Here is a 20393-nt window from a genome sequence, read left to right as displayed (position 1 = left end):
TGCGGGAAGCACCATGCCCAAGCGTACAGACCTGAAAAGCATCCTTATCATCGGCGCTGGCCCCATCGTCATCGGCCAGGCCTGCGAGTTCGACTATTCCGGCGCCCAGGCCTGCAAGGCGCTGCGCGAAGAGGGTTTTCGCGTCATCCTGGTCAACTCCAACCCGGCCACCATCATGACCGATCCGGCCATGGCGGATGCCACCTACATCGAGCCGATCACCTGGCAGGCGGTGGAGAAGATCATCGAGGCCGAGCGTCCCGACGCCGTGCTGCCGACCATGGGCGGCCAGACCGCGCTGAACTGCGCGCTGGATCTCGATCGCCACGGCGTACTGGAAAAGTACGGCGTGGAGATGATCGGTGCCAACGCCGACACCATCGACAAGGCCGAGGACCGCGATCGCTTCGACAAGGCGATGAAGAATATCGGTCTCGAGTGCCCCAAGGCCAAGGTCGCCCACAGCATGGATGAGGCCTGGGAGATCCAGGGCGAGCTGGGCTTCCCGGTGATCATCCGGCCGTCCTTCACCATGGGTGGCTCCGGTGGCGGCGTGGCCTACAACAAGGAAGAGTTCAAGGAGATCTGTGGGCGCGGCTTCGAGCTTTCGCCGACCCACGAGCTGCTGATCGACGAATCGTTGCTGGGCTGGAAGGAATACGAGATGGAGGTCGTTCGTGACAAGAACGACAACTGCATCATCGTCTGTGCCATCGAGAACTTCGACCCCATGGGCGTGCACACCGGTGACTCCATCACCGTGGCGCCGGCCCAGACGCTGACCGACAAGGAATACCAGATCATGCGCGACGCATCCCTTGCGGTGCTGCGTGAGATCGGTGTCGAGACCGGTGGCTCCAACGTCCAGTTCGGCGTGGACCCCGAGACCGGCCGCATGGTGGTCATCGAGATGAACCCGCGGGTGTCGCGTTCCTCCGCCCTGGCCTCCAAGGCCACCGGCTTCCCGATCGCCAAGATCGCCGCCAAGCTGGCGGTGGGCTACACCCTGGACGAGCTGCAGAACGACATCACCGGCGGTCGCACCCCGGCGTCCTTCGAGCCGTCCATCGACTACGTCGTCACCAAGATTCCGCGCTTCACCTTCGAGAAGTTCCCCCAGGCCAACGACCGTCTGACCACCCAGATGAAGTCGGTGGGCGAGGTCATGGCCATCGGCCGCACCTTCCAGGAGTCGCTGCAGAAGGCGCTGCGTGGCATGGAGACCGGCAACGACGGTCTCGATCCCATCGTCACCGAGTTCAGCGACGAGAACATGGCGCTGATCAAGGGCGAGCTGCAGGCCGCCGGCGCCGAGCGTATCTTCTTCATCGCCGATGCCATGCGCTCCGGCATGTCGGTGGCAGAAGTGTTCGAGCTGACCAACATCGACCCCTGGTTCCTGGTGCAGCTCGAGGATCTGGTCAAGATCGAGCAGGATCTGTCCAGCCGTCCGCTGTCGTCGCTGGACGCGCGCGAACTCTATCGTCTCAAGCGCAAGGGCTTTGGCGATGCTCGCCTGGCCAAGGTGCTGGGCGTGTCCGAGGACGATGTGCGCAGGGCGCGCCATGACGCCGGTATCCGTCCGGTCTACAAGCGCGTCGACACCTGCGCCGCCGAGTTCGCCTCCGACACCGCCTACATGTACTCCACCTACGAGGAGGAGTGCGAGGCCGAGGTCAGCGATCGTAAGAAGATCATGGTGCTGGGCGGTGGCCCCAACCGTATCGGTCAGGGCATCGAGTTCGACTACTGCTGCGTCCACGCCGCCTTCGCCATGCGCGACGACGGCTACGAGACCATCATGGTCAACTGCAACCCGGAGACCGTGTCCACCGACTACGACACCTCCGATCGTCTGTACTTCGAGCCGGTGACCCTGGAGGACGTGCTCGAGATCGCCGACAAGGAGAAGCCGGTCGGGGTGATCGTGCAGTTCGGCGGTCAGACGCCGCTGAAGCTTGCACGTGCGCTCGAGGCCGCCGGTGTGCCGATCATCGGTACCACCCCGGACGCCATCGACCGCGCCGAGGATCGCGAGCGCTTCCAGCAGATGATCGACAAGCTGGGCCTCAAGCAGCCGCCCAACGCCACCGCCAGAAGCTTTGACGAGGCCTTCAGCAAGGCCGAGGCGATCGGCTACCCGCTGGTGGTGCGCCCGAGCTACGTGCTCGGTGGGCGCGCCATGGAAATCGTCTATGACGCCAGCGAGCTGGAGAACTACATGACCCACGCGGTCAAGGTCTCCAACGACTCGCCGGTGCTGCTCGATCACTTCCTGAGCGCCGCCATCGAGATCGACATCGACGCGGTGTCCGACGGTGAGCAGGTGGTGATCGGCGGTATCATGCAGCACGTCGAACAGGCTGGTGTGCACTCAGGCGACTCCGCCTGTGCGCTGCCGCCGTACTCGCTGCCGGCGGAAGTGCAGGACGAGATGCGCGAGCAGGTCAAGCGCATGGCCGTGGAGCTTGGCGTGAAGGGCCTGATGAACGTCCAGCTGGCCTGGCAGGACGGCGAGATCTACGTCATCGAGGTCAACCCGCGCGCCTCGCGCACCGTGCCCTTCGTGTCCAAGTGCATCGGTACCTCGCTGGCCCAGGTGGCGGCCCGTTGCATGGCCGGCGTCAGCCTCAAGGAGCAGGGCTTCGAGCGCGAGATCGTGCCGCACTTCTACAGCGTCAAGGAAGCGGTGTTCCCGTTCAACAAGTTCCCTGGCGTCGACCCGATCCTGTCGCCGGAGATGAAGTCCACCGGCGAGGTGATGGGGTCCGGCGACACCTTCGCCGAGGCCTTCTACAAGGCTCAGCTCGGTGCAGGTGAGGCGATTCCGGCGCTGACCGGCGATCGCAAGGCGTTCCTGTCGGTTCGCGAACCGGACAAGGCGGGTGTTATCGAAGTGGCGCGTTCTCTGGTAACATTGGGCTTCACACTCTGTGCGACCCGAGGAACGGCGGCAGCCCTTGAACAGGCTGGTCTGCCCGTCGAGGTCGTCAACAAGGTTTACGAAGGCCGGCCACACATCGTCGATTCCATCAAGAACGACGAGATCGCCTATATCGTCAATACCACCGAGGGCCGCCAGGCCATCAATGACTCCTCGGTGATCCGCCGCACCGCACTCGCCCGCAAGGTTCCCTATGCCACGACGCTGGCAGGGGCCAGTGCCGTTTGTTTGGCGCTCGAGTACGGCAATGCCGTGACCGTGCGGCGGCTACAGGAACTGCATGCAGGAGCGAATACATGAACAAGGTCCCGATGACCGTCGCCGGTGAGCAACGCCTGCGTGAAGAGCTCGAACAGCTCAAGAGCGAGGCTCGCCCGACAGTGATCGCTGCCATCGCCGAAGCGCGTGAGCACGGCGACCTCAAGGAGAACGCCGAGTACCACGCCGCGCGCGAGCAGCAGGGCTTCATCGAGGGGCGTATCCAGGAGATCGAGGGCAAGCTGTCCAACGCCCAGGTCATCGACGTCACCAAGCTGCCCAAGACCGGCAAAGTGATCTTCGGCGTGACCGTCGAGCTTCTGAATCTGGATACCGACGAAGAGGTGACCTACCGCATCGTCGGTGAGGACGAGGCCGACATCAAGCAGCGTCGCATCTCGGTCACCTCGCCCATCGCCCGTGCCTTGATCGGCAAGGAAGAGGGTGAGGTCGTGCTGGTCCGCACCCCCGGTGGTGAGGTCGAGTACGAGATCACCGGCGTCGAGCACATCTAGACCCGGCTCCTTCGATCCAGACGACACCGCCCCGCCAGGATTCCTGGCGGGGCGGTGTCTTTTCTGGCGACAGGCTCGTCGGCGCCCGGTGGTGGCGCAGCGGCGCCGGTGCGTCAGTGGCGGCCGTGGTGGTTCTCGAAGCGCGTGATGTTGGACAGCTTCGGGTTGGCCTTGGGGTTCTTGCGGTACAGCAGGGCCACCTTGCCGATCTTCTGGATCAGCTCGGAGCGGCTCTGGGCGACGAGTTCGTCGAGCACCGCGGTGCGGTCGTCGCGGTCGGGGATCGCGAGCTTCACCTTGACCAGTTCGTGGTCGTTCAGGGCTCGTTCGAGCTCGGCCAGCATGCCTTCGGAAATACCGTTCTCCGAGGCCGTCACCACCGGGTCGAGGTGGTGGCCGATGCTGCGCATTGCTTTCTTTTGTGCCTGTGACAAGCTCATGGTATCTTGCTTCATTCCGTTTTGGCCGTAGGGCGCGTGACAGCACATGGTACGGGGATTCCCCGTGCGGTGAAAGCGCTTGTGCATGACAATCTCCAGGCAGCCGTTCGCCGGCGGTGGCAAAGCCGCTCGATGCGTCGTGCAGCCCGCCCCTCGGTTCCTGCGGCGAGCCTCCCCGCCACGCGGTTCGGCTCCGGCGGCCATGCCGGGTGTCCGCAGCAAATGCACTTCGAGCAACGCCCTTCCGGCAATTGTTCAGGAAATCTTCTTTCAGGTGGCTCAGTGGCAGCATCCCGTCCCCCCTCCGGTAAAAAATCCTCATCCGGCAAGAGCAGCGCGAGCAAGACCAGCGCCAGCTGGTTGAAGGAACACTTCGATGATCGCTACGTTCAGCAGAGCTGGCAGGACGGCTACCGTTCCCGGGCCAGCTATAAGCTGGTGGAGCTGGACGACAAGGACAAGCTGTTCAAGCCGGGCATGACCGTCATCGATCTGGGTGCGGCGCCGGGCGGCTGGAGCCAGATCGCCGCAGAGCGTGTCGGTGACGCCGGCGTGGTCATCGCCTCGGATATCCTCGAGATGGACGCCCTGGCCGGGGTCGACTTCGTACAGGGTGACTTTACCGAGGAAAGCGTGCTGGAAGAGGTGCTGGCAAGGCTCGGTGATCGCCCGGTGGACCTTGTGATGTCGGACATGGCCCCCAATATGAGTGGTATGGCGGCCATCGATCAGCCTCAGGCAATGTACCTGGTGGAGCTGGCGCTCGACCTGGCTCGTCAGACGCTGCGTCCCGGGGGTACCTTCCTGGCCAAGGTGTTCCAGGGCGAAGGCTTCGACGAATATCTCAAGGAGCTGCGCGGCGCCTTTCAAAAGGTGGTGACGCGCAAGCCGGGGGCATCGCGGGCACGCTCCCGCGAGGTCTACCTGCTGGCCCAGGGATTCAAGGGCTGAGCATCGGCGCCGGTCGACGTCTGATAGACCGCGCCTACCGGAGCGATACCGGCAAAAGTGGCCTGGCTGTGCCAGTCTTGAGGCATGGTACAGGCAGGAAAGGACACATGATGGCGTGCGATGGCCTGCCAGGCAGTCATCGCATCGACATTTTTTCGGCATTTTCCGAGGGTGAGTCCCGGCGGAAGGGGCGCTTGCGCCGCTTCGTTGGATCCGATCAGGCTGGCTGAACCAGGCCGGGTCATGTAGTGTCGAACCCTTAGGCACCTAGGCCGACAGATTCTTGCAATTGAGGGTGGTCCCTTGAACGACATGGCGAAGAACCTGATTCTGTGGTTGGTCATCGCGGCGGTGCTGCTGACGGTGTTCAACAACTTCAGCGTCGAGAACGCACCCAACCAGATGAACTACTCCCAGTTCGTCGAACAGGTGCAAAATGAGCAGGTACGCAGTGTAACCATCGACGGTTACACGATCAGCGGTGAGCGCAACGATGGCTCCAGCTTCCAGACCATCCGCCCCTCGGCGGAGGACCCGAAGCTGATGGACGATTTGTTGTCCAACAATGTCACCGTGGTGGGCAAGAAGCCGGAACAGCAGAGTCTGTGGACGCGACTATTGATCGCGAGTTTCCCGATTCTGCTGATCCTGGCCATCTTCATGTTCTTCATGCGCCAGATGCAGGGCGGTGGTGCCGGCAAGGGCGGCCCCATGAGCTTCGGCAAGTCCAAGGCCAAACTGCTGTCCCAGGATCAGATCAAGACCACCTTTGCCGACGTGGCGGGGTGTGACGAGGCCAAGGAGGAAGTCGAGGAGCTGGTCGACTTCCTGCGTGATCCGACCAAGTTCCAGCGGCTGGGTGGCACCATCCCCCGCGGTGTCTTGATGGTCGGGCCTCCCGGTACCGGCAAGACCCTGCTGGCGAAGTCCATCGCCGGCGAGGCCAAGGTGCCGTTCTTCTCGATCTCAGGCTCTGACTTCGTCGAGATGTTCGTCGGTGTGGGGGCTTCCCGTGTGCGCGACATGTTCGAGCAGGCCAAGAAGCAGGCACCCTGCATCATCTTCATCGACGAGATCGACGCCGTGGGTCGTTCGCGCGGCGCCGGCATGGGCGGCGGTAACGACGAGCGCGAGCAGACGCTGAACCAGCTGCTGGTCGAGATGGATGGCTTCGAGGCCAATGAAGGCATCATCGTCATCGCCGCCACCAACCGTCCCGACGTGCTCGACCCTGCGCTGCTGCGCCCGGGCCGCTTCGACCGTCAGGTGGTGGTGCCGCTTCCCGATATCCGGGGTCGCGAGCATATCCTCAACGTGCACCTGCGCAAGGTGCCGCTGGCCGATGACGTCAAGCCGACCTTTATCGCCCGTGGTACCCCTGGCTTCTCTGGTGCCGACCTGGCCAACCTGGTCAACGAGGCCGCGCTGTTCGCCGCTCGTCGCAACAAGCGTCTGGTGGGCATGGAAGAGCTTGAGCTGGCCAAGGACAAGATCATGATGGGGGCCGAGCGCCGCTCCATGGTCATGACCGAGAAGGAAAAGCTCAACACCGCCTACCACGAGTCGGGCCACGCCATCATCGGTCTGGTGATGCCGGAGCATGACCCGGTCTACAAGGTGACCATCATTCCGCGTGGCCGCGCCCTGGGTGTGACCATGTTCCTGCCGGAGCAGGATCGTTACAGCCTGTCGCGCCAGCAGATCATCAGTCAGATCTGTTCGCTGTTCGGCGGTCGCATCGCCGAGGAGATGACGCTGGGGCCGAACGGTGTCACCACCGGCGCCTCCAACGACATCAAGCGTGCCACCGAACTTGCCCACAACATGGTGGCGAAGTGGGGCCTGTCCGAGGAGATGGGGCCGATCATGTACGACGAGGACGAGTCTCACCAGTTCCTCGGCGGCCCTGGTCAGAGTGGTGGCAAGCTGAAGTCGGGCGAAACCACCTCGCGTCTGGACAAGGAAGTGCGCAAGATCATCGACGGCTGCTACGAGCAGGCGCGTCAGATCCTCGAGGACAATCGCGACAAGCTCGACGCCATGGCCGAAGCGCTGATGCAGTACGAGACCATCGACGCGGATCAGCTCAAGGACATCATGGAGGGGCGTGATCCACGTCCGCCCAAGGACTGGGATGAGCCCGGTTCCGGCGGCGGCTCTCCGGTCACCGGTGATCCCGAGCCGTCGAAGGAGCCGGAGTCCAGCGCCGACACCAGCGACGGGGACGAGGAAGAGGATGACAAAGGCTCCGGCCGTCGCCCCTCCGACCCCCTTGGCGGCCCCGCCGGTAGCTGACGGCCCGCCCGCTCACAGAGGCGCCCCGCGGGGCGCCTCTGGCGTTGCATGACCCGCCTCTCGCATTAGTATTCTTTAGTGAATACCCAGATTTTCCCAGGACATCCTCTTCGATGGACGCTCGTTACCCCGCTGTACTGCCCTGTGGTCGACACCGCCTCGATCTGACCTTTCCCCGCATCATGGGGATCCTCAACGTCACTCCCGATTCCTTTTCTGACGGTGGCCATCACGTGGTCATCGACGACGCCCTGCGCCATGCCGAACAGATGCTTGCCGAGGGTGCCGCCATCATCGACGTGGGCGGCGAGTCCACGCGACCCGGTGCGACGCCGGTTACCGCGCAGCAGGAGCTCGACCGGGTGATCCCGGTGGTCGAGGCGCTGGTACGGGAGCTGGATGCCCTGGTGTCGGTGGATACCTCGACGCCGGAGGTCATGCGCGAGAGCGCCCAGGCCGGGGCTGGCATGATCAATGATGTACGCAACCTGCGTCGTGAGGGCGCCGTCGCGGCGGCGACCGGTACCGGGCTGCCGGTGGTGCTGATGCACATGCTTGGCGAGCCGGGCGACATGCAGGATGCGCCCCGCTATGACAGGCCGGTGGAGGAAGAGGTGGCAGACTTTCTCGAAAGGCGCATCGCCGAGTGCGAGGCGGCGGGTCTCAAGCGAGAACGCCTGTTGCTTGATCCAGGTTTTGGTTTCGCCAAGACCGTGGAGCATAATCTTCGCCTGTTGCATCGCCTGGAGCGCCTGGAAGCCCTGGGGCTGCCGCTGCTGGTGGGGATGTCGCGCAAGAGCATGATCGGCAAGGTGCTCGACCGTGCGGTCGAGGAGCGCCTGTCGGGCGGTCTGGCCTTGTCGGCACTGGCGGTGGAGCGAGGCGCACGGATACTACGCGTTCACGATGTGGGGCCCCATGTGGACGCGGTGAACATGACCTGGGCCGTTCTCGAGGAAGGAGAACACCATGGCTAGACGCTATTTTGGCACGGATGGCATTCGCGGTACCGTCGGTCAGGCGCCGATCACGCCGGACTTCATGCTCAAGCTGGGCTGGGCTACCGGCCGCGTGCTCGAGCCACGCCGTCAGCGGGCGCGGGTACTGATCGGCAAGGACACCCGGATCTCCGGCTACATGTTCGAGTCGGCCCTCGAGGCGGGACTGTCGGCGGCGGGCGTTGACGTGATGCTGCTCGGTCCGATGCCGACACCGGGTATCGCCTACCTGACGCGGACCTTTCGCGCCGATGCGGGGATCGTCATCTCCGCTTCCCACAACGCCTACCAGGACAACGGCATCAAGTTCTTCTCGGCCGAGGGCGCCAAGCTGGGCGATGAGATCGAGGAGCGCATCGAGCGCGCACTGGATGAGACCCTGACCACGGTGTCACCGAGGGAGCTGGGCAAGGCCAGCCGGGTCGACGACGCCGCCGGGCGCTATATCGAGTTCTGCAAGTCGACGATCCCCGACCGGGTCAACCTGCACGGCCTGCGTATCGTGCTGGACTGCGCCCATGGCGCGACGTATCACATCGCGCCGGCGGTGTTCAAGGAGCTCGGGGCCAAGGTCAGCCTGGTCGGGGCCGAGCCCGACGGCCTCAATATCAACCAGGAGGTGGGCTCGACCCATCCCGCGGCGCTGCGCGCGGCGGTGATCCAGCAAGGCGCCGATCTGGGTATCGCCTTCGATGGTGACGGCGATCGCGTGCTGATGGTGGATGCCGACGGTCACGAGATCGACGGTGACGACATGCTCTACCTGATCGCCAAGGACCGTCACGAGCGTGGCGAGCTGGGTGGTGGTGTGGTCGGTACCCTGATGAGCAACTTCGGGCTGGCTGCAGCGCTGGAGTCCATGGGCGTGCCCTTCGAACGTGCCAAGGTCGGCGATCGCTACGTGATGGAGCGCCTGGCCGCCAACGACTGGCAGCTGGGTGGCGAGTCCTCGGGGCATATCGTCTGTCGCCACGTGCAGACCACCGGCGACGGTATCGTCTCGGCGCTGCAGGTGCTGTCCTACATGGTGCGTGAGGAAAAGCCGCTGTCACGTCTGCTGCACGGCTTCGAGAAGGCGCCCCAGTCGCTGGTCAACGTGCGCTTGTCGGCGGGCGTCGACGCCAAGGCGGTGATGGCCGACCCGAGTCTCGAACAGGCCACCCGTGCGGTCGAGGCCGAGCTTGGCGATGAGGGCCGCGTGCTGCTGCGCCCCTCGGGTACCGAGCCGCTGATTCGCGTCATGGTCGAGGGGCGCCCTCATCTGGATGTCGAAGGGCTGGCCAGGCGTCTGGCCGATGACGTGCGTGAGCTGGTCGGCTGAACCCTGATCTCACCGCCCGGTTTCGCGGTGCCATGACGCGAGGCCTGGTGGACCCTGATGCCGGCGAGAGCGCCTTGTCGGCTTGCTCCAGCGCGGGACCGAAGGCTTCGATCCCGCGGCAAATCTTGTCTTGACAGGGCCGCTCCTATACCATTTCGGCCCACCTTGAAAGAGGATGTTCCATGCGTGCACCGCTGATAGCCGGCAACTGGAAGATGAATGGCTCGCTGAGCCTGATCGATACCTTCGCCGAGGCGCTGTCCGGCGCTGAATTGCCGCAGGCGGTGACGCTGGCCCTGGCGGTTCCCTTTCCCTATGTCGGGGTGGCCAGGGAGCGGTTGCCGCAGAGCGTCAGGCTGGCCGGCCAGACCCTGAGCGACCAGCCGAGCGGAGCCTTCACCGGCGAGGTGAGCGGCGCCATGCTTGCTGACGTCGGCGCCGACATGGTGCTGGTCGGACACTCCGAACGGCGTACCCTGTTCAGAGAAGACGACGCGGCGGTGCTGGCACGGGTGCAGGCCGCGCTGGGTCAGGGGCTGACGCCGGTGCTGTGCCTGGGGGAAACCCTGGAAGAGCGCGACGCCGAGCGTACCGAGGCGGTGGTGCTCGGTCAGCTCGAGGCGGTGATGGAAGCCCTCGACGGTGACGAGCGCGCGCGCCTGGTATTGGCCTACGAGCCGGTCTGGGCGATCGGCACCGGTCGTACCGCAACGCCTGAGCAGGCGCAGCAGGTGCATGCGGCGATTCGTGCACGACTCGAACGTTACGATGGCGCCCTGGCGGCGTCCATGCAGGTTCTCTACGGCGGCAGCATGAAGCCCGACAACGCGGCGGAATTGCTGGCCCAACCGGACATCGACGGCGGCCTGATCGGCGGAGCATCGCTGAAGGTCGACGATTTTCTAGCCATTTGTCAGTCAGCAGGTTGAATCCATGCAAGTTGCCATTCTCATGATCCATGTGGCGATCGCCATCGCCCTGGTCGTTCTTATCCTGCTGCAGCAGGGCAAGGGCGCCGATGCCGGCGCCTCCTTCGGTGGCGGTGCCTCCCAGACCGTCTTCGGTTCCCGTGGCAGCGGCAGTTTCCTGTCCAAGGCGACCGGGGCGCTGGCGGCGTGTTTCTTCGCCACTTCCCTGACCCTGGCCTACTTTGCCTCCGAAGCGGGCAATTCCGCGCCAGAAGCGGGTATTCCCGACGCCGAGGTGATCGAGCAGCAGAACAGCGCGCCGACCCTGGATGACGAAAGCACCCAGAACAGTGCGCCTGCGCTTGAGGAAGAAAGTCAGGAAAATTCTGCGCCTACGCTTGACGAAGGTTCAAGCGACGTGGATAATGCAGCGCCAGTGCTGGAGGACAGCCAAGGCTGATCTCCGGAACTCCCCTAGCCGAAGTGGTGGAATTGGTAGACACGCTATCTTGAGGGGGTAGTGACCTTACGGTCGTGCGGGTTCAAGTCCCGCCTTCGGCACCATCCTCGTCTTCTGCAATGACGGCGTGGATGACAAGCTCTCCCGGTGATGACCGGTGATCTTCTCTCAGGGTTGGCGGTTCGGTGAAATGCCTTGACGCCCTGGTCAAGGCGCAGTATACTCACCGGCCTAGATTGATGCGGGGTGGAGCAGTCTGGTAGCTCGTCGGGCTCATAACCCGAAGGTCATCGGTTCAAATCCGGTCCCCGCTACCATCTTCTTGGCAGGCATGCAGGTATCCTCAAGGGGCATGCGAATTTCTGCCAGATGGTGACAGGTTTCTTGGAAAAAGCCCCTTCCTGTGAAGGGGCTTTTTGTTAGCAGCTTGCCGGGGCTCGCCCGGCGGCGCGAACGCCAATCAGCCACCTGACTTTCCTGTTCACTCCCGGCCAGGTGCTGATGCAACGGCTGTAGGAGCTTTCATTCGTGGCGACCAAAGATGCTGCGCTCAATGCGTTGATCGAACCGGTGGTAACGGCCATGGGGTTCGAGCTCTGGGGTATCGACTATCTGTCCCAGGGAAAACATTCCCGTCTGGTGATTTACATCGATCACGCCGATGGCGTCAGTGTCGACAACTGTGCCGATATCAGTCGACAGGTCAGCGCCATCATGGATGTCGAGGATCCCATCGCCGGGGAGTACCGTCTCGAGGTGTCTTCGCCCGGGATGGATCGTCCGCTGTTCCGTCTCGATCAGTTCTCCCGTTACGCTGGCCATCACGTGGCTCTGAAGCTGCGCGCTCCCTTCGAGGGTCGGCGCAAGTTCCAGGGCGTGCTCGCCGGAACCGAGGGTGACGAGGTGCTGGTGCAGATCGACGGTGAGGAATACTGCTTTCCGATCGACGGCATCGATCAGGCGCGGGTGGTTCCTCAGTTTGACGAGTGACGCTCACTGATGCGCGACGACTGATGCGCGACAAGAGAGAACAAGGATCGGTTTTTTGGCGAGGCTTTAAGGCATGAGTAAAGAAATTCTGGCGGTCGTTGACGCGATCTCCAACGAGAAGGGTGTCCCCCGCGAGGTCATCTTCGAAGCCGTCGAGGCGGCGCTGGCCAGTGCCTCGCGCAAGCGCTTCGAGGATGAGGAAGCCAGCGTCCGCGTACACATCGACCGGATGACCGGTGAGTACGAGACCTTCCGCCGCTGGGTGGTGGTCGAGGACGATGACTTCGACGGACCCGACGCCGAGATCAAGCTGACCTTCGCCGAAAAGCGGGATCCGCCGCTGGGCCTGGGTGACGTGGTCGAGGAGCGCATCGAGAATGCGGCCTTCGGTCGTATCGCCGCCCAGACCGCCAAGCAGGTCATCGTGCAGAAGGTGCGCGAGGCCGAGCGTGCCGAGGTCGTGCGCATCTATGCCGAGCGTGAAGGTGAACTGGTCGCGGGTATCGTCAAGAAGACGACACGTGACGGCCTGATCATTGACCTGGGCGACAACGCCGAGGCCTTCCTGCCGCGCAGCGAGATGATCCCCGGTGAGCGCTACCGCATGAACGAGCGGGTGCGCGCACTGCTGGTCAAGGTCGACGCCGAGGCGCGTGGCGCCCAGTTGATCCTGTCGCGCACCAACCCGCAGATGATCATTGAGCTGTTCAAGATCGAGGTTCCCGAGATCGCCGAGCAGCTTATCGAGATCAAGGGTGCGGCGCGTGATCCGGGCTCCCGGGCCAAGATCGCGGTCAAGACCAACGACCGTCGCATCGACCCGGTGGGCGCTTGCGTCGGCATGCGCGGTTCACGCGTGCAGGCGGTGTCCTCCGAGCTGCAGAACGAACGCGTCGACATCGTGCTGTGGGACGACAATCCCGCACAGCTGGTGATCAACGCCATGGCCCCGGCCGACGTCGCCTCCATCCTGGTGGATGAGGATGCCCACGCCATGGACGTGGCCGTCGCCGAGGACAACCTGGCCCAGGCCATCGGCCGTAGTGGCCAGAACGTGCGTCTCGCGTCCGAGCTGACCGGCTGGCGTATCAACGTCATGACCGAAGCCGACGCCGAGGCCAAGCGCGACCAGGAAATCGACAGTCTGGTCGAGCACTTCGTTCAGCACCTGGACATCGATGATGATGTCGCTCGGCTGCTGGTCGAGGAAGGTTTCACCTCGCTTGAAGAGGTGGCCTACGTACCGGTCGAGGAAATGCTGGAAATCGAAGAGTTCGACGAAGACCTCATCGAGGAGCTTCGAGCTCGCGCCAAGGACGAGCTCTTGAACCTGGCCATTGCCTCCGAGGAGGAACTGGACGGAGCCCAGCCGGCGGATGATCTGCTGGAGATGGACGGAATGGAGCGCCATCTGGCCTTCATCCTGGCCAGCCGTGGCATCAAGACCATGGAAGATCTGGCTGAACAGTCTGTCGATGATCTGGTGGACATCGAAGAGGTGGACGAAGAGCGCGCCGCGGCATTGATCATGACCGCCCGTGCGCCTTGGTTCGAGAGCGAACAGTAACAGGGTCACGGGCTGAGGAGGGTCGTAATGTCAGAGATGACCGTTAAGGATTTTGCAGCGAAGGTGGGGCGTGAAGTGCCCCGTCTGCTGGAACAGATGAAAGAAGCCGGACTCGAGCACAAGTCGGAAGCCGACGCCGTGTCCGAGGAAGACAAGCGCAAGCTGTTGGACTTTCTGACCAAGAGCCATGGCGGTGGCAGCGGTGTGGGCGCGGCTGCGCGCAATCGCATCACCCTGACCCGCAAGACGCGCAGCAAGATCAAGACCAGCGAGCGCGGCAAGACCATCGAGGTCCAGGTCCGCAAGAAGCGCACCTACGTCAAGCGTGACGAGGCCCAGGAAGAAGCCCCGGCGCCGGTCGAGGACCACGGTCCGCGTCAGCTGGTCGGCGACATGGCCGATTCCCGTGCACGTCGCGAGGCCCAGGAGGCCGAAGAAGCCAAGCAGCGCGCCGAGCAGAAGGCGAGCCAGGACGCCGAGCAGGCCGCCAAGGCCAAGCGCGAGGCCGAAGAGGCCGCCGTCGTGCCCGACATTCCGGTGCCCGAGCTCGACACCTCTGCCCCGGCTGGCGACGAGCCGCCGGCGCCGCCCAAGGAAGGTCGTGGCGACGTGCGTCGTGCCGCCGTCAAGAAGGCCGCCGCCAAGACCGGCAAGAAAGGCCGTGGCGAGCGTGACGACGACGATCGCAGCGACCGCGAAGAGCGTCGTCGTGGCGGTGGCAAGAAGGCCAAGCGCGCCGAGCGCCGTGGCAGCCGTCGTGGCGGCAGCCAGGGCAACGGCAAGCATGGCTTCCAGAAGCCGACCCAGCCGATCGTGCGTGAAGTCTCGATCCCCGAGTCCATCTCGGTGGCCGAACTGGCCGACAAGATGTCGATCAAGGCCAACGAGGTCATCAAGGCCATGTTCACCATGGGCGCCGCGGTGACCATCAACCAGACCATCGACCAGGACACCGCGGCTATCGTGGTGGAAGAAATGGGCCACACGCCCAAGCTGGTCAAGGACGATGCCCTCGAGACCGAAGTGCTCGAAGCCATCTCCTACGAGGGCGAGGAAATCACCCGCTCTCCGGTGGTCACGGTCATGGGTCACGTCGACCACGGCAAGACCTCGCTGCTCGACTACATTCGTCGTGCCAAGGTGGCCACCGGTGAAGCCGGCGGTATCACCCAGCACATCGGTGCCTACCACGTCGAGGACGACAGCGATGGTGTGACCTTCCTCGACACCCCTGGTCACGCGGCGTTTACCGCCATGCGTGCCCGTGGTGCCAAGGCCACCGACGTGGTCATCCTGGTGGTGGCGGCCGACGACGGCGTCATGCCCCAGACCATCGAGGCGGTGGAGCACTCCAAGGCTGCCGAAGTGCCGATGGTGGTCGCGGTCAACAAGATCGACAAGCCGGAAGCCGATCCCGACCGGGTCAAGAATGAGCTGTCCCAGCACGGCGTGATTTCCGAGGAGTGGGGTGGCGACACCCAGTTCGTCCACGTCTCCGCCAAGTCTGGTGAAGGCATCGAGGAGCTGCTGGAAGCCGTTCACCTGGTCTCCGAGGTGCTCGAGCTCAAGGCGGTCCCGAGCGCACCCGGCAAGGGTGTGGTGGTCGAGTCTCGCCTCGACAAGGGTCGCGGCCCGGTGGCCACCGTGCTGGTCCAGAACGGTACCCTGAAGAAGGGCGACATCGTGCTGGCCGGTCTGCACTACGGCCGTGTGCGTGCCCTGACCAACGAACTCGGCAAGCAGGTCGACGCCGTGGGTCCCGCCATGCCGGTGGAGATCCAGGGTCTCGATGGCACCCCGGAAGCCGGTGACGACTTCATGGTCGTGGCCGACGAGAAGAAGGCGCGTGAAGTCGCCAACTTCCGCCAGGGCAAGTACCGCGAGATTCGCCTGGCACGCCAGCAGAAGGCCAAGCTGGAGAACATGTTCTCCCAGATGGGCCAGAGCGAGGCCGCCAAGGTCAACATCGTGCTCAAGGCCGACGTCCAGGGTTCCCTGGAAGCGATCAAGGGCGCCCTCGAGGAGCTGTCCACCGACGAGGTGCAGGTGTCCGTGGTGTCCTCCGGCGTTGGCGGTATCACCGGTACCGATGCCAACCTGGCACTGGCCAGTGAGGCCATCGTGGTCGGCTTCAACGTGCGTGCCGATGCGGCCGCCCGCGAGATCATCGAGCGTGAAGGTCTGGAGCTGCGCTACTACAGCGTCATCTACCACCTGATCGACGAGGTCAAGCAGGCCATGAGCGGCATGCTCGAGCCTGAGTGGAAGGAAGAGATCGTCGGTATCGCCGAGGTCCGTGACGTCTTCCGCGCGCCCAAGATCGGTGCCGTGGCTGGCTGCATGGTGGTCGAGGGTACGGTCTTCCGTAACAAGAAGATCCGCGTGCTGCGCGACAACGTGGTCATCTACGAAGGCGAGCTCGAGTCGCTGCGCCGCTTCAAGGACGACGTCCAGGAAGTGCGCAACGGCATGGAGTGTGGCATCGGGGTGAAGAACTACAACGATGTCCAGGTCAACGACAAGATCGAGGTCTTTGACCAGGTCAAGGTCGAGCGCACGCTGTAAGCGTTCGAGGAGTCGTCATCCATGCGCGAATTCAAGCGTACCGACCGAGTGGCCGACCAGCTCCAGAAGGAGCTGGCGGTCCTGATCCAGCGCGAGGTCAAGGACCCGCGCCTGGGGATGGTCACCGTGAGCGGGGTCGAGGTCAGTCGTGACCTCGGCTACGCCGACGTCCACATCACCCTGCTGGGTGAGCAGGACCCGGAACGGATCAAGGAAAACCTCAAGGTGCTCAAGCGCGCCGGCGGTTTTCTGCGTAGCCAGGTGGCGCGTCGCATCAAGCTGCGTCACGTACCGGAACTGCGCTTTCACTATGACGAAAGCGTGGTGCGTGGTCAGCACCTGTCATCGTTGATCGAAGAGGCGGTGGCCAGCGATCGCTCTCGCCAACCCGAGGGGGATGACGAGAACGACAGCGGCGAGGACGGGGCCAAGGACTGATGGCCCGTCGTCGTCGAGGACTGCCGATCGATGGTGTACTGCTGCTGGACAAGCCCAAGGGCATGTCCAGCAACTTTGCACTGCAACGGGCGAGGCGCCTGTACCAGGCCCAGAAGGCCGGTCATACCGGTACCCTGGATCCCATGGCGACAGGACTTCTGCCGGTGCTGTTCGGCGAGGCCACCAAGTTTTCCAACCAGCTGCTCGAAGCCGACAAGGTGTACCGCACCCGGGTCGAGCTCGGGCAGAGCACCGATACCGGTGACGCCGAAGGCGAGGTCATCGCCGAGGCGCCGGTGCCGGCGCTGGAGCACAGCGACGTCGCGTCGGTAGTGGCGAATTTCATCGGCGAGCAGGATCAACTGCCGCCGATGTATTCCGCGCTCAAGCACCAGGGGCGCAAGCTCTACGAACTGGCGCGAGAGGGCAAAAGCGTAGATCGTGCAACCCGGCGGATAAGGGTGTATGATGCTCGGCTACTTTCCGCCAGCCTCGAGGGCGAGTCCCCAGGATTCGACCTGGAGGTCCGGGTCAGCAAAGGCACCTATGTGCGTACGCTGGCCGAGGACATGGCCAAGGCGCTGGGTTGCGAAGGGCATATCTCGCAGCTCAGACGGCTGAAGACCGGCCCCTTCGATGCCGACGGCATGGTCGATTTCGACACGCTCGAGGCCCAGGACGACGGCCAGCGCCAAGCGCGCCTGGCACCGATCGACAGTCTGCTTCAACACCTCCCGGCTCATCGCCTCAGTGAGGCAGGTGTCCAGGCCCTGCGCTTTGGACGCCCGGCACGCGGTGAGCTCGAGGGCGGCGATTCGGCCATGGCCGAGGAGTCGTTGTATCGCCTCTATCAGGGTGAGTCCTTTATCGGTCTCGGTCTGGTCGAGCCTACCGGGGATATCGTGCCCCGGCGCCTTCTGAGCACGTTCGTCGCGGGCTCAGGGCAAGACTGACCCCCTCAAGGGGTTGCGGCAGCTGGAGACTGCAAATATGCGTGGTCTCCGACATTCATCATTCAGGCATATTGCTTACTGGAGAGACAGATGGCACTTACCGCCGAACAGAAGGCCGAAATCGTCAACGAATACGGCCGTGGTGACAGCGACACCGGTTCCCCCGAGGTTCAGGTGGCCCTGCTCAGCGCCAACATCAACGGCCTGCAGGATCACTTCAAGACCAACAAGCAGGATCACCACTCCCGTCGTGGCCTGATCCGCATGGTCAACCAGCGCCGCAAGCTGCTTGACTACCTCAAGCGCAAGGACTTCGAGCGCTATCAGTCCCTGATCCAGCGTCTGGGTCTGCGTCGCTAAGACGGTAGAGCCAAAGCTGATTCAGCGTTCTGGGCCAGTGTCGCCAGGACGCACGAGCAGCAAGCGCGACAAGGCTTCCTTCGGGAAGCGGCGTCAGACAACGGGCAGCCCCACGGGGCTGCCCGTTGTCGTTGGTGGTACAGCGTTGTGCGCGGTCGCGGCAGGCAGCGGCGGCCACTTGAAACTCCCTTGACCTTTGTGGTGGCCCTCACGGGCTTGACCCCCTAAAATAGTCGCCGAGTCAAAAACGACCCAAACATCGAAAAGTAAAGGAAGTCGCCGTGAATCCGGTCAAGAAGACGTTTCAGTACGGTCGCAGCACCGTCACCCTGGAAACCGGGCGCATCGCCCGCCAGGCCACCGGTGCCGTGATGGTCACCATGGACGACACCGTGGTGCTGTGCACCGTGGTGGCCAGAAAGGAGGCCAACCCGAGCCAGCCTTTCTTCCCGTTGTCTGTCCACTACCAGGAAAAGACCTACGCGGTCGGCAAGATTCCCGGCGGCTTCTTCAAGCGTGAAGGGCGTCCCACCGAGAAGGAAACCCTCACCTCGCGACTGATCGACCGTCCGATCCGTCCGCTGTTCCCCAAGGGCTTCATGAACGAAGTCCAGGTCATCTGTACCGTGCTGTCCACCGATCGCAACCACGATCCGGACATCGCCGCGATGATCGGCACCTCGGCGGCGCTGGCGATTTCCGGCGTGCCCTTCAATGGTCCCATCGGTGCCGCTCGCGTGGGCTTCAATGAAGAGCGTGGCTACTTCCTCAACCCGACCGTCGAGGAGCTCGGCGGCTCCGAGCTGAACATGGTCGTGGCCGGTACCGAGAAGGCCGTGCTGATGGTCGAGTCCGAGGCCGAAGAGCTGCTCGAGGACGAGATGCTGGGTGCCGTGCTGTTCGGCCACCAGGAGATGCAGACCGTCATCCAGGCGATCAACGAGCTGACCGCCGAGGCCGGCAAGGCCAAGTGGGAGTGGCAGCCCGCCGCCGAGAATACCGCGCTCAAGGAAGCCCTGGCCCAGGGCTTCGAAGCCAAGGTCGGCGAAGCCTACCGCATCACCGACAAGATGCAGCGCCAGGATGCCCTGTCCGCACTCAAGGCCGAGGCCGTCGAGAAGCTGGCCGGTGAAGAAGACGGCAAGTTCGAGGCCTCCGAGGTCGAAGGCGCCTTCGCCGGTCTCGAGAAGCGCGTGGTACGTGCCCGCGTGATCAAGGGCGAGCCGCGTATCGACGGCCGTGACCACAAGACCGTGCGTCCGCTGGCCATCGAGGCCGGCACCCTGCCCAAGACCCACGGCAGCGCCATCTTCACCCGTGGCGAGACCCAGGCGGTGGTGGTCGCGACCCTGGGCACCCTGCGTGACTCCCAGCTGATCGAGTCGCTGGAAGGTGAGCGCAAGGACCGCTTCCTGCTGCACTACAACTTCCCTCCGTACTCGGTGGGCGAGGCTGGCTTCATGGGCGGTCCCAAGCGTCGCGAGATCGGCCACGGTCGTCTGGCCCGTCGTGGTGTCCAGGCCATGCTGCCGGCGGAAGAGGACTTCCCCTACACCATTCGCGTGGTCTCCGAGATCACCGAGTCCAACGGCTCCAGCTCCATGGCCTCTGTCTGCGGCACCTCGCTGGCACTGATGGACGCCGGCGTGCCGATCAAGGCACCGGTAGCGGGTATCGCCATGGGCCTGGTCAAGGACGCTGACGGCTACGCCGTGCTGACCGACATCCTCGGCGACGAGGATCACCTCGGCGACATGGACTTCAAGGTAGCCGGCAGCGCCGAGGGTGTCACCGCCCTGCAGATGGACATCAAGATCGAGGGTATCGATGAGCAGATCATGGAAACGGCCCTGAACCAGGCCCATGAGGCGCGCATCAGCATCCTCGAGCAGATGAACACCGTGATCGCCGAGAGCCGTGCCGAGGTCTCCGACAACGCGCCCTCCATGGCCACCATCAAGATCGACCCGGACAAGATTCGCGACGTCATCGGCAAGGGTGGCGCCACCATCCGCAAGATCTGCGACGACACCGGCGCCTCCATCGATCTGGACGACGACGGCACCGTGCGCATCTACGCCGAGGACAAGAAGGCCGCCAAGAAGGCCATCGATACCGTGCTGGCGATCACCGCCGAGGCGGAAATCGGCAAGCTGTACCGTGGCAAGGTGGTGCGTATCGCCGACTTCGGCGCCTTCGTCAACATCATGCCGGGTACCGACGGCCTGGTGCACATCTCCCAGATCGTGCCCGAGCGCGTCAATGACGTGCGTGACTACCTCAATGAGGGTGACGAGATCGTGGTCAAGGTGCTCGACATCGACAACCGCAATCGCGTCAAGCTGACGATCAAGGAAATGACCGAAGAAGAGAAGGCTGCCTTCGAAGCCGAGGAAGCCGAAACCGAGATCTGATCGCACTCGGTGTCTG

Annotated in this window: 16 protein-coding genes and 2 tRNA genes; 17 read left to right on the top strand and 1 reads right to left on the bottom strand. The window is 63.8% G+C overall.

Features of this window, described 5'->3' with window-relative positions:
* Nucleotides 1-13 precede the first annotated feature (13 nt).
* Together carB and greA are read left to right on the top strand one after the other, a co-directional pair.
* Nucleotides 14-3244, top strand: coding sequence for a carbamoyl-phosphate synthase large subunit (gene carB / locus KUW00_RS19300; RefSeq protein WP_108131793.1), 3231 nt, complete (start codon nucleotides 14-16; stop codon nucleotides 3242-3244).
* Entirely contained in the window at nucleotides 3241-3717 is a 477-nt protein-coding gene (gene greA / locus KUW00_RS19295) for a transcription elongation factor GreA (RefSeq protein ID WP_108131792.1), read from the top strand. The genes carB and greA overlap by 4 nt, the downstream gene beginning before the upstream one ends.
* Before the next feature lie 113 nt (nucleotides 3718-3830).
* On the opposite strand, the gene yhbY is transcribed toward greA, so the two are convergent.
* Entirely contained in the window at nucleotides 3831-4157 is a 327-nt protein-coding gene (gene yhbY, locus KUW00_RS19290; protein ID WP_045992299.1) for a ribosome assembly RNA-binding protein YhbY, read from the bottom strand.
* Between the two features lie 282 nt (nucleotides 4158-4439).
* Here yhbY and rlmE point away from each other — a divergent pair, with 282 nt between their 5' ends.
* The 15 genes from rlmE to pnp all read left to right on the top strand — a co-directional run bounded on the left by rlmE (nucleotide 4440) and on the right by pnp (nucleotide 20377).
* Nucleotides 4440-5108: a 23S rRNA (uridine(2552)-2'-O)-methyltransferase RlmE gene (rlmE, locus tag KUW00_RS19285; RefSeq protein WP_045992275.1), complete on the top strand. Its 669-nt coding sequence runs from the start codon at nucleotides 4440-4442 to the stop codon at nucleotides 5106-5108.
* 303 nt (nucleotides 5109-5411) lie between these two features.
* Nucleotides 5412-7403 (top strand): ATP-dependent zinc metalloprotease FtsH, encoded by a 1992-nt coding sequence (gene ftsH / locus KUW00_RS19280; RefSeq protein ID WP_213227344.1) that lies wholly within the window; start codon nucleotides 5412-5414, stop codon nucleotides 7401-7403.
* A gap of 182 nt (nucleotides 7404-7585) precedes the next feature.
* Complete coding sequence (gene folP, locus KUW00_RS19275; RefSeq protein WP_108131904.1) at nucleotides 7586-8380, top strand: dihydropteroate synthase; 795 nt, start codon at nucleotides 7586-7588, stop codon at nucleotides 8378-8380.
* Nucleotides 8373-9722, top strand: coding sequence for a phosphoglucosamine mutase (gene glmM, locus KUW00_RS19270; RefSeq protein WP_045992272.1), 1350 nt, complete (start codon nucleotides 8373-8375; stop codon nucleotides 9720-9722). The genes folP and glmM overlap by 8 nt, the downstream gene beginning before the upstream one ends.
* Before the next feature lie 182 nt (nucleotides 9723-9904).
* Complete coding sequence (gene tpiA, locus KUW00_RS19265) at nucleotides 9905-10651, top strand: triose-phosphate isomerase (protein WP_222569902.1); 747 nt, start codon at nucleotides 9905-9907, stop codon at nucleotides 10649-10651.
* A 4-nt stretch (nucleotides 10652-10655) separates the two neighbouring features.
* Nucleotides 10656-11090, top strand: a complete 435-nt coding sequence (secG, locus tag KUW00_RS19260) for a preprotein translocase subunit SecG (protein WP_045992270.1) — start codon at nucleotides 10656-10658, stop codon at nucleotides 11088-11090.
* A gap of 17 nt (nucleotides 11091-11107) precedes the next feature.
* Nucleotides 11108-11194 (top strand) — tRNA-Leu (locus KUW00_RS19255).
* A gap of 136 nt (nucleotides 11195-11330) precedes the next feature.
* Nucleotides 11331-11407: transfer RNA gene (locus KUW00_RS19250), tRNA-Met, on the top strand.
* A gap of 211 nt (nucleotides 11408-11618) precedes the next feature.
* Nucleotides 11619-12080: a ribosome maturation factor RimP gene (rimP, locus tag KUW00_RS19245; RefSeq protein ID WP_045992269.1), complete on the top strand. Its 462-nt coding sequence runs from the start codon at nucleotides 11619-11621 to the stop codon at nucleotides 12078-12080.
* 73 nt (nucleotides 12081-12153) lie between these two features.
* Entirely contained in the window at nucleotides 12154-13647 is a 1494-nt protein-coding gene (gene nusA, locus KUW00_RS19240) for a transcription termination factor NusA (protein WP_108131788.1), read from the top strand.
* A gap of 27 nt (nucleotides 13648-13674) precedes the next feature.
* On the top strand, nucleotides 13675-16212 hold the full coding sequence (gene infB / locus KUW00_RS19235) for a translation initiation factor IF-2 (protein WP_045992267.1): 2538 nt from the start codon (nucleotides 13675-13677) through the stop codon (nucleotides 16210-16212).
* Between the two features lie 21 nt (nucleotides 16213-16233).
* The gene (rbfA, locus tag KUW00_RS19230; protein ID WP_108131787.1) at nucleotides 16234-16650 is read left to right on the top strand and encodes a 30S ribosome-binding factor RbfA; all 417 of its coding nucleotides are present in this window, start codon (nucleotides 16234-16236) and stop codon (nucleotides 16648-16650) included.
* The gene (gene truB / locus KUW00_RS19225) at nucleotides 16650-17603 is read left to right on the top strand and encodes a tRNA pseudouridine(55) synthase TruB (protein ID WP_222516166.1); all 954 of its coding nucleotides are present in this window, start codon (nucleotides 16650-16652) and stop codon (nucleotides 17601-17603) included. The genes rbfA and truB overlap by 1 nt, the downstream gene beginning before the upstream one ends.
* Nucleotides 17604-17693: 90 nt before the next feature.
* Entirely contained in the window at nucleotides 17694-17963 is a 270-nt protein-coding gene (gene rpsO / locus KUW00_RS19220) for a 30S ribosomal protein S15 (protein WP_045992264.1), read from the top strand.
* A 281-nt stretch (nucleotides 17964-18244) separates the two neighbouring features.
* Nucleotides 18245-20377 (top strand): polyribonucleotide nucleotidyltransferase, encoded by a 2133-nt coding sequence (pnp, locus tag KUW00_RS19215; protein WP_045992263.1) that lies wholly within the window; start codon nucleotides 18245-18247, stop codon nucleotides 20375-20377.
* The last annotated feature ends 16 nt before the right edge of the window (nucleotides 20378-20393 follow it).

It is taken from the genome of Halomonas sp. DP5N14-9, from assembly GCF_019802175.1.
Classification (GTDB): Bacteria; Pseudomonadota; Gammaproteobacteria; order Pseudomonadales; family Halomonadaceae; genus Halomonas; species Halomonas litopenaei.
Note: the sequence above shows the minus strand (reverse complement) of the source record. Positions and strands in the feature narration are given on the sequence as shown.

Bases quoted from the DNA above. Each gene is read 5' to 3' on its own strand.
- carB (WP_108131793.1), top strand. From the start codon at position 14: ATGCCCAAGCGTACAGACCTGAAAAGCATCCTTATCATCGGCGCTGGC.
- greA (WP_108131792.1), top strand. From the start codon at position 3,241: ATGAACAAGGTCCCGATGACCGTCGCCGGTGAGCAACGCCTGCGTGAA.
- yhbY (WP_045992299.1), bottom strand. From the start codon at position 4,157: ATGAGCTTGTCACAGGCACAAAAGAAAGCAATGCGCAGCATCGGCCAC.
- folP (WP_108131904.1), top strand. From the start codon at position 7,586: ATGGGGATCCTCAACGTCACTCCCGATTCCTTTTCTGACGGTGGCCAT.
- glmM (WP_045992272.1), top strand. From the start codon at position 8,373: ATGGCTAGACGCTATTTTGGCACGGATGGCATTCGCGGTACCGTCGGT.
- tpiA (WP_222569902.1), top strand. From the start codon at position 9,905: ATGCGTGCACCGCTGATAGCCGGCAACTGGAAGATGAATGGCTCGCTG.
- secG (WP_045992270.1), top strand. From the start codon at position 10,656: ATGCAAGTTGCCATTCTCATGATCCATGTGGCGATCGCCATCGCCCTG.
- nusA (WP_108131788.1), top strand. From the start codon at position 12,154: ATGAGTAAAGAAATTCTGGCGGTCGTTGACGCGATCTCCAACGAGAAG.
- infB (WP_045992267.1), top strand. From the start codon at position 13,675: ATGTCAGAGATGACCGTTAAGGATTTTGCAGCGAAGGTGGGGCGTGAA.
- rbfA (WP_108131787.1), top strand. From the start codon at position 16,234: ATGCGCGAATTCAAGCGTACCGACCGAGTGGCCGACCAGCTCCAGAAG.
- truB (WP_222516166.1), top strand. From the start codon at position 16,650: ATGGCCCGTCGTCGTCGAGGACTGCCGATCGATGGTGTACTGCTGCTG.
- rpsO (WP_045992264.1), top strand. From the start codon at position 17,694: ATGGCACTTACCGCCGAACAGAAGGCCGAAATCGTCAACGAATACGGC.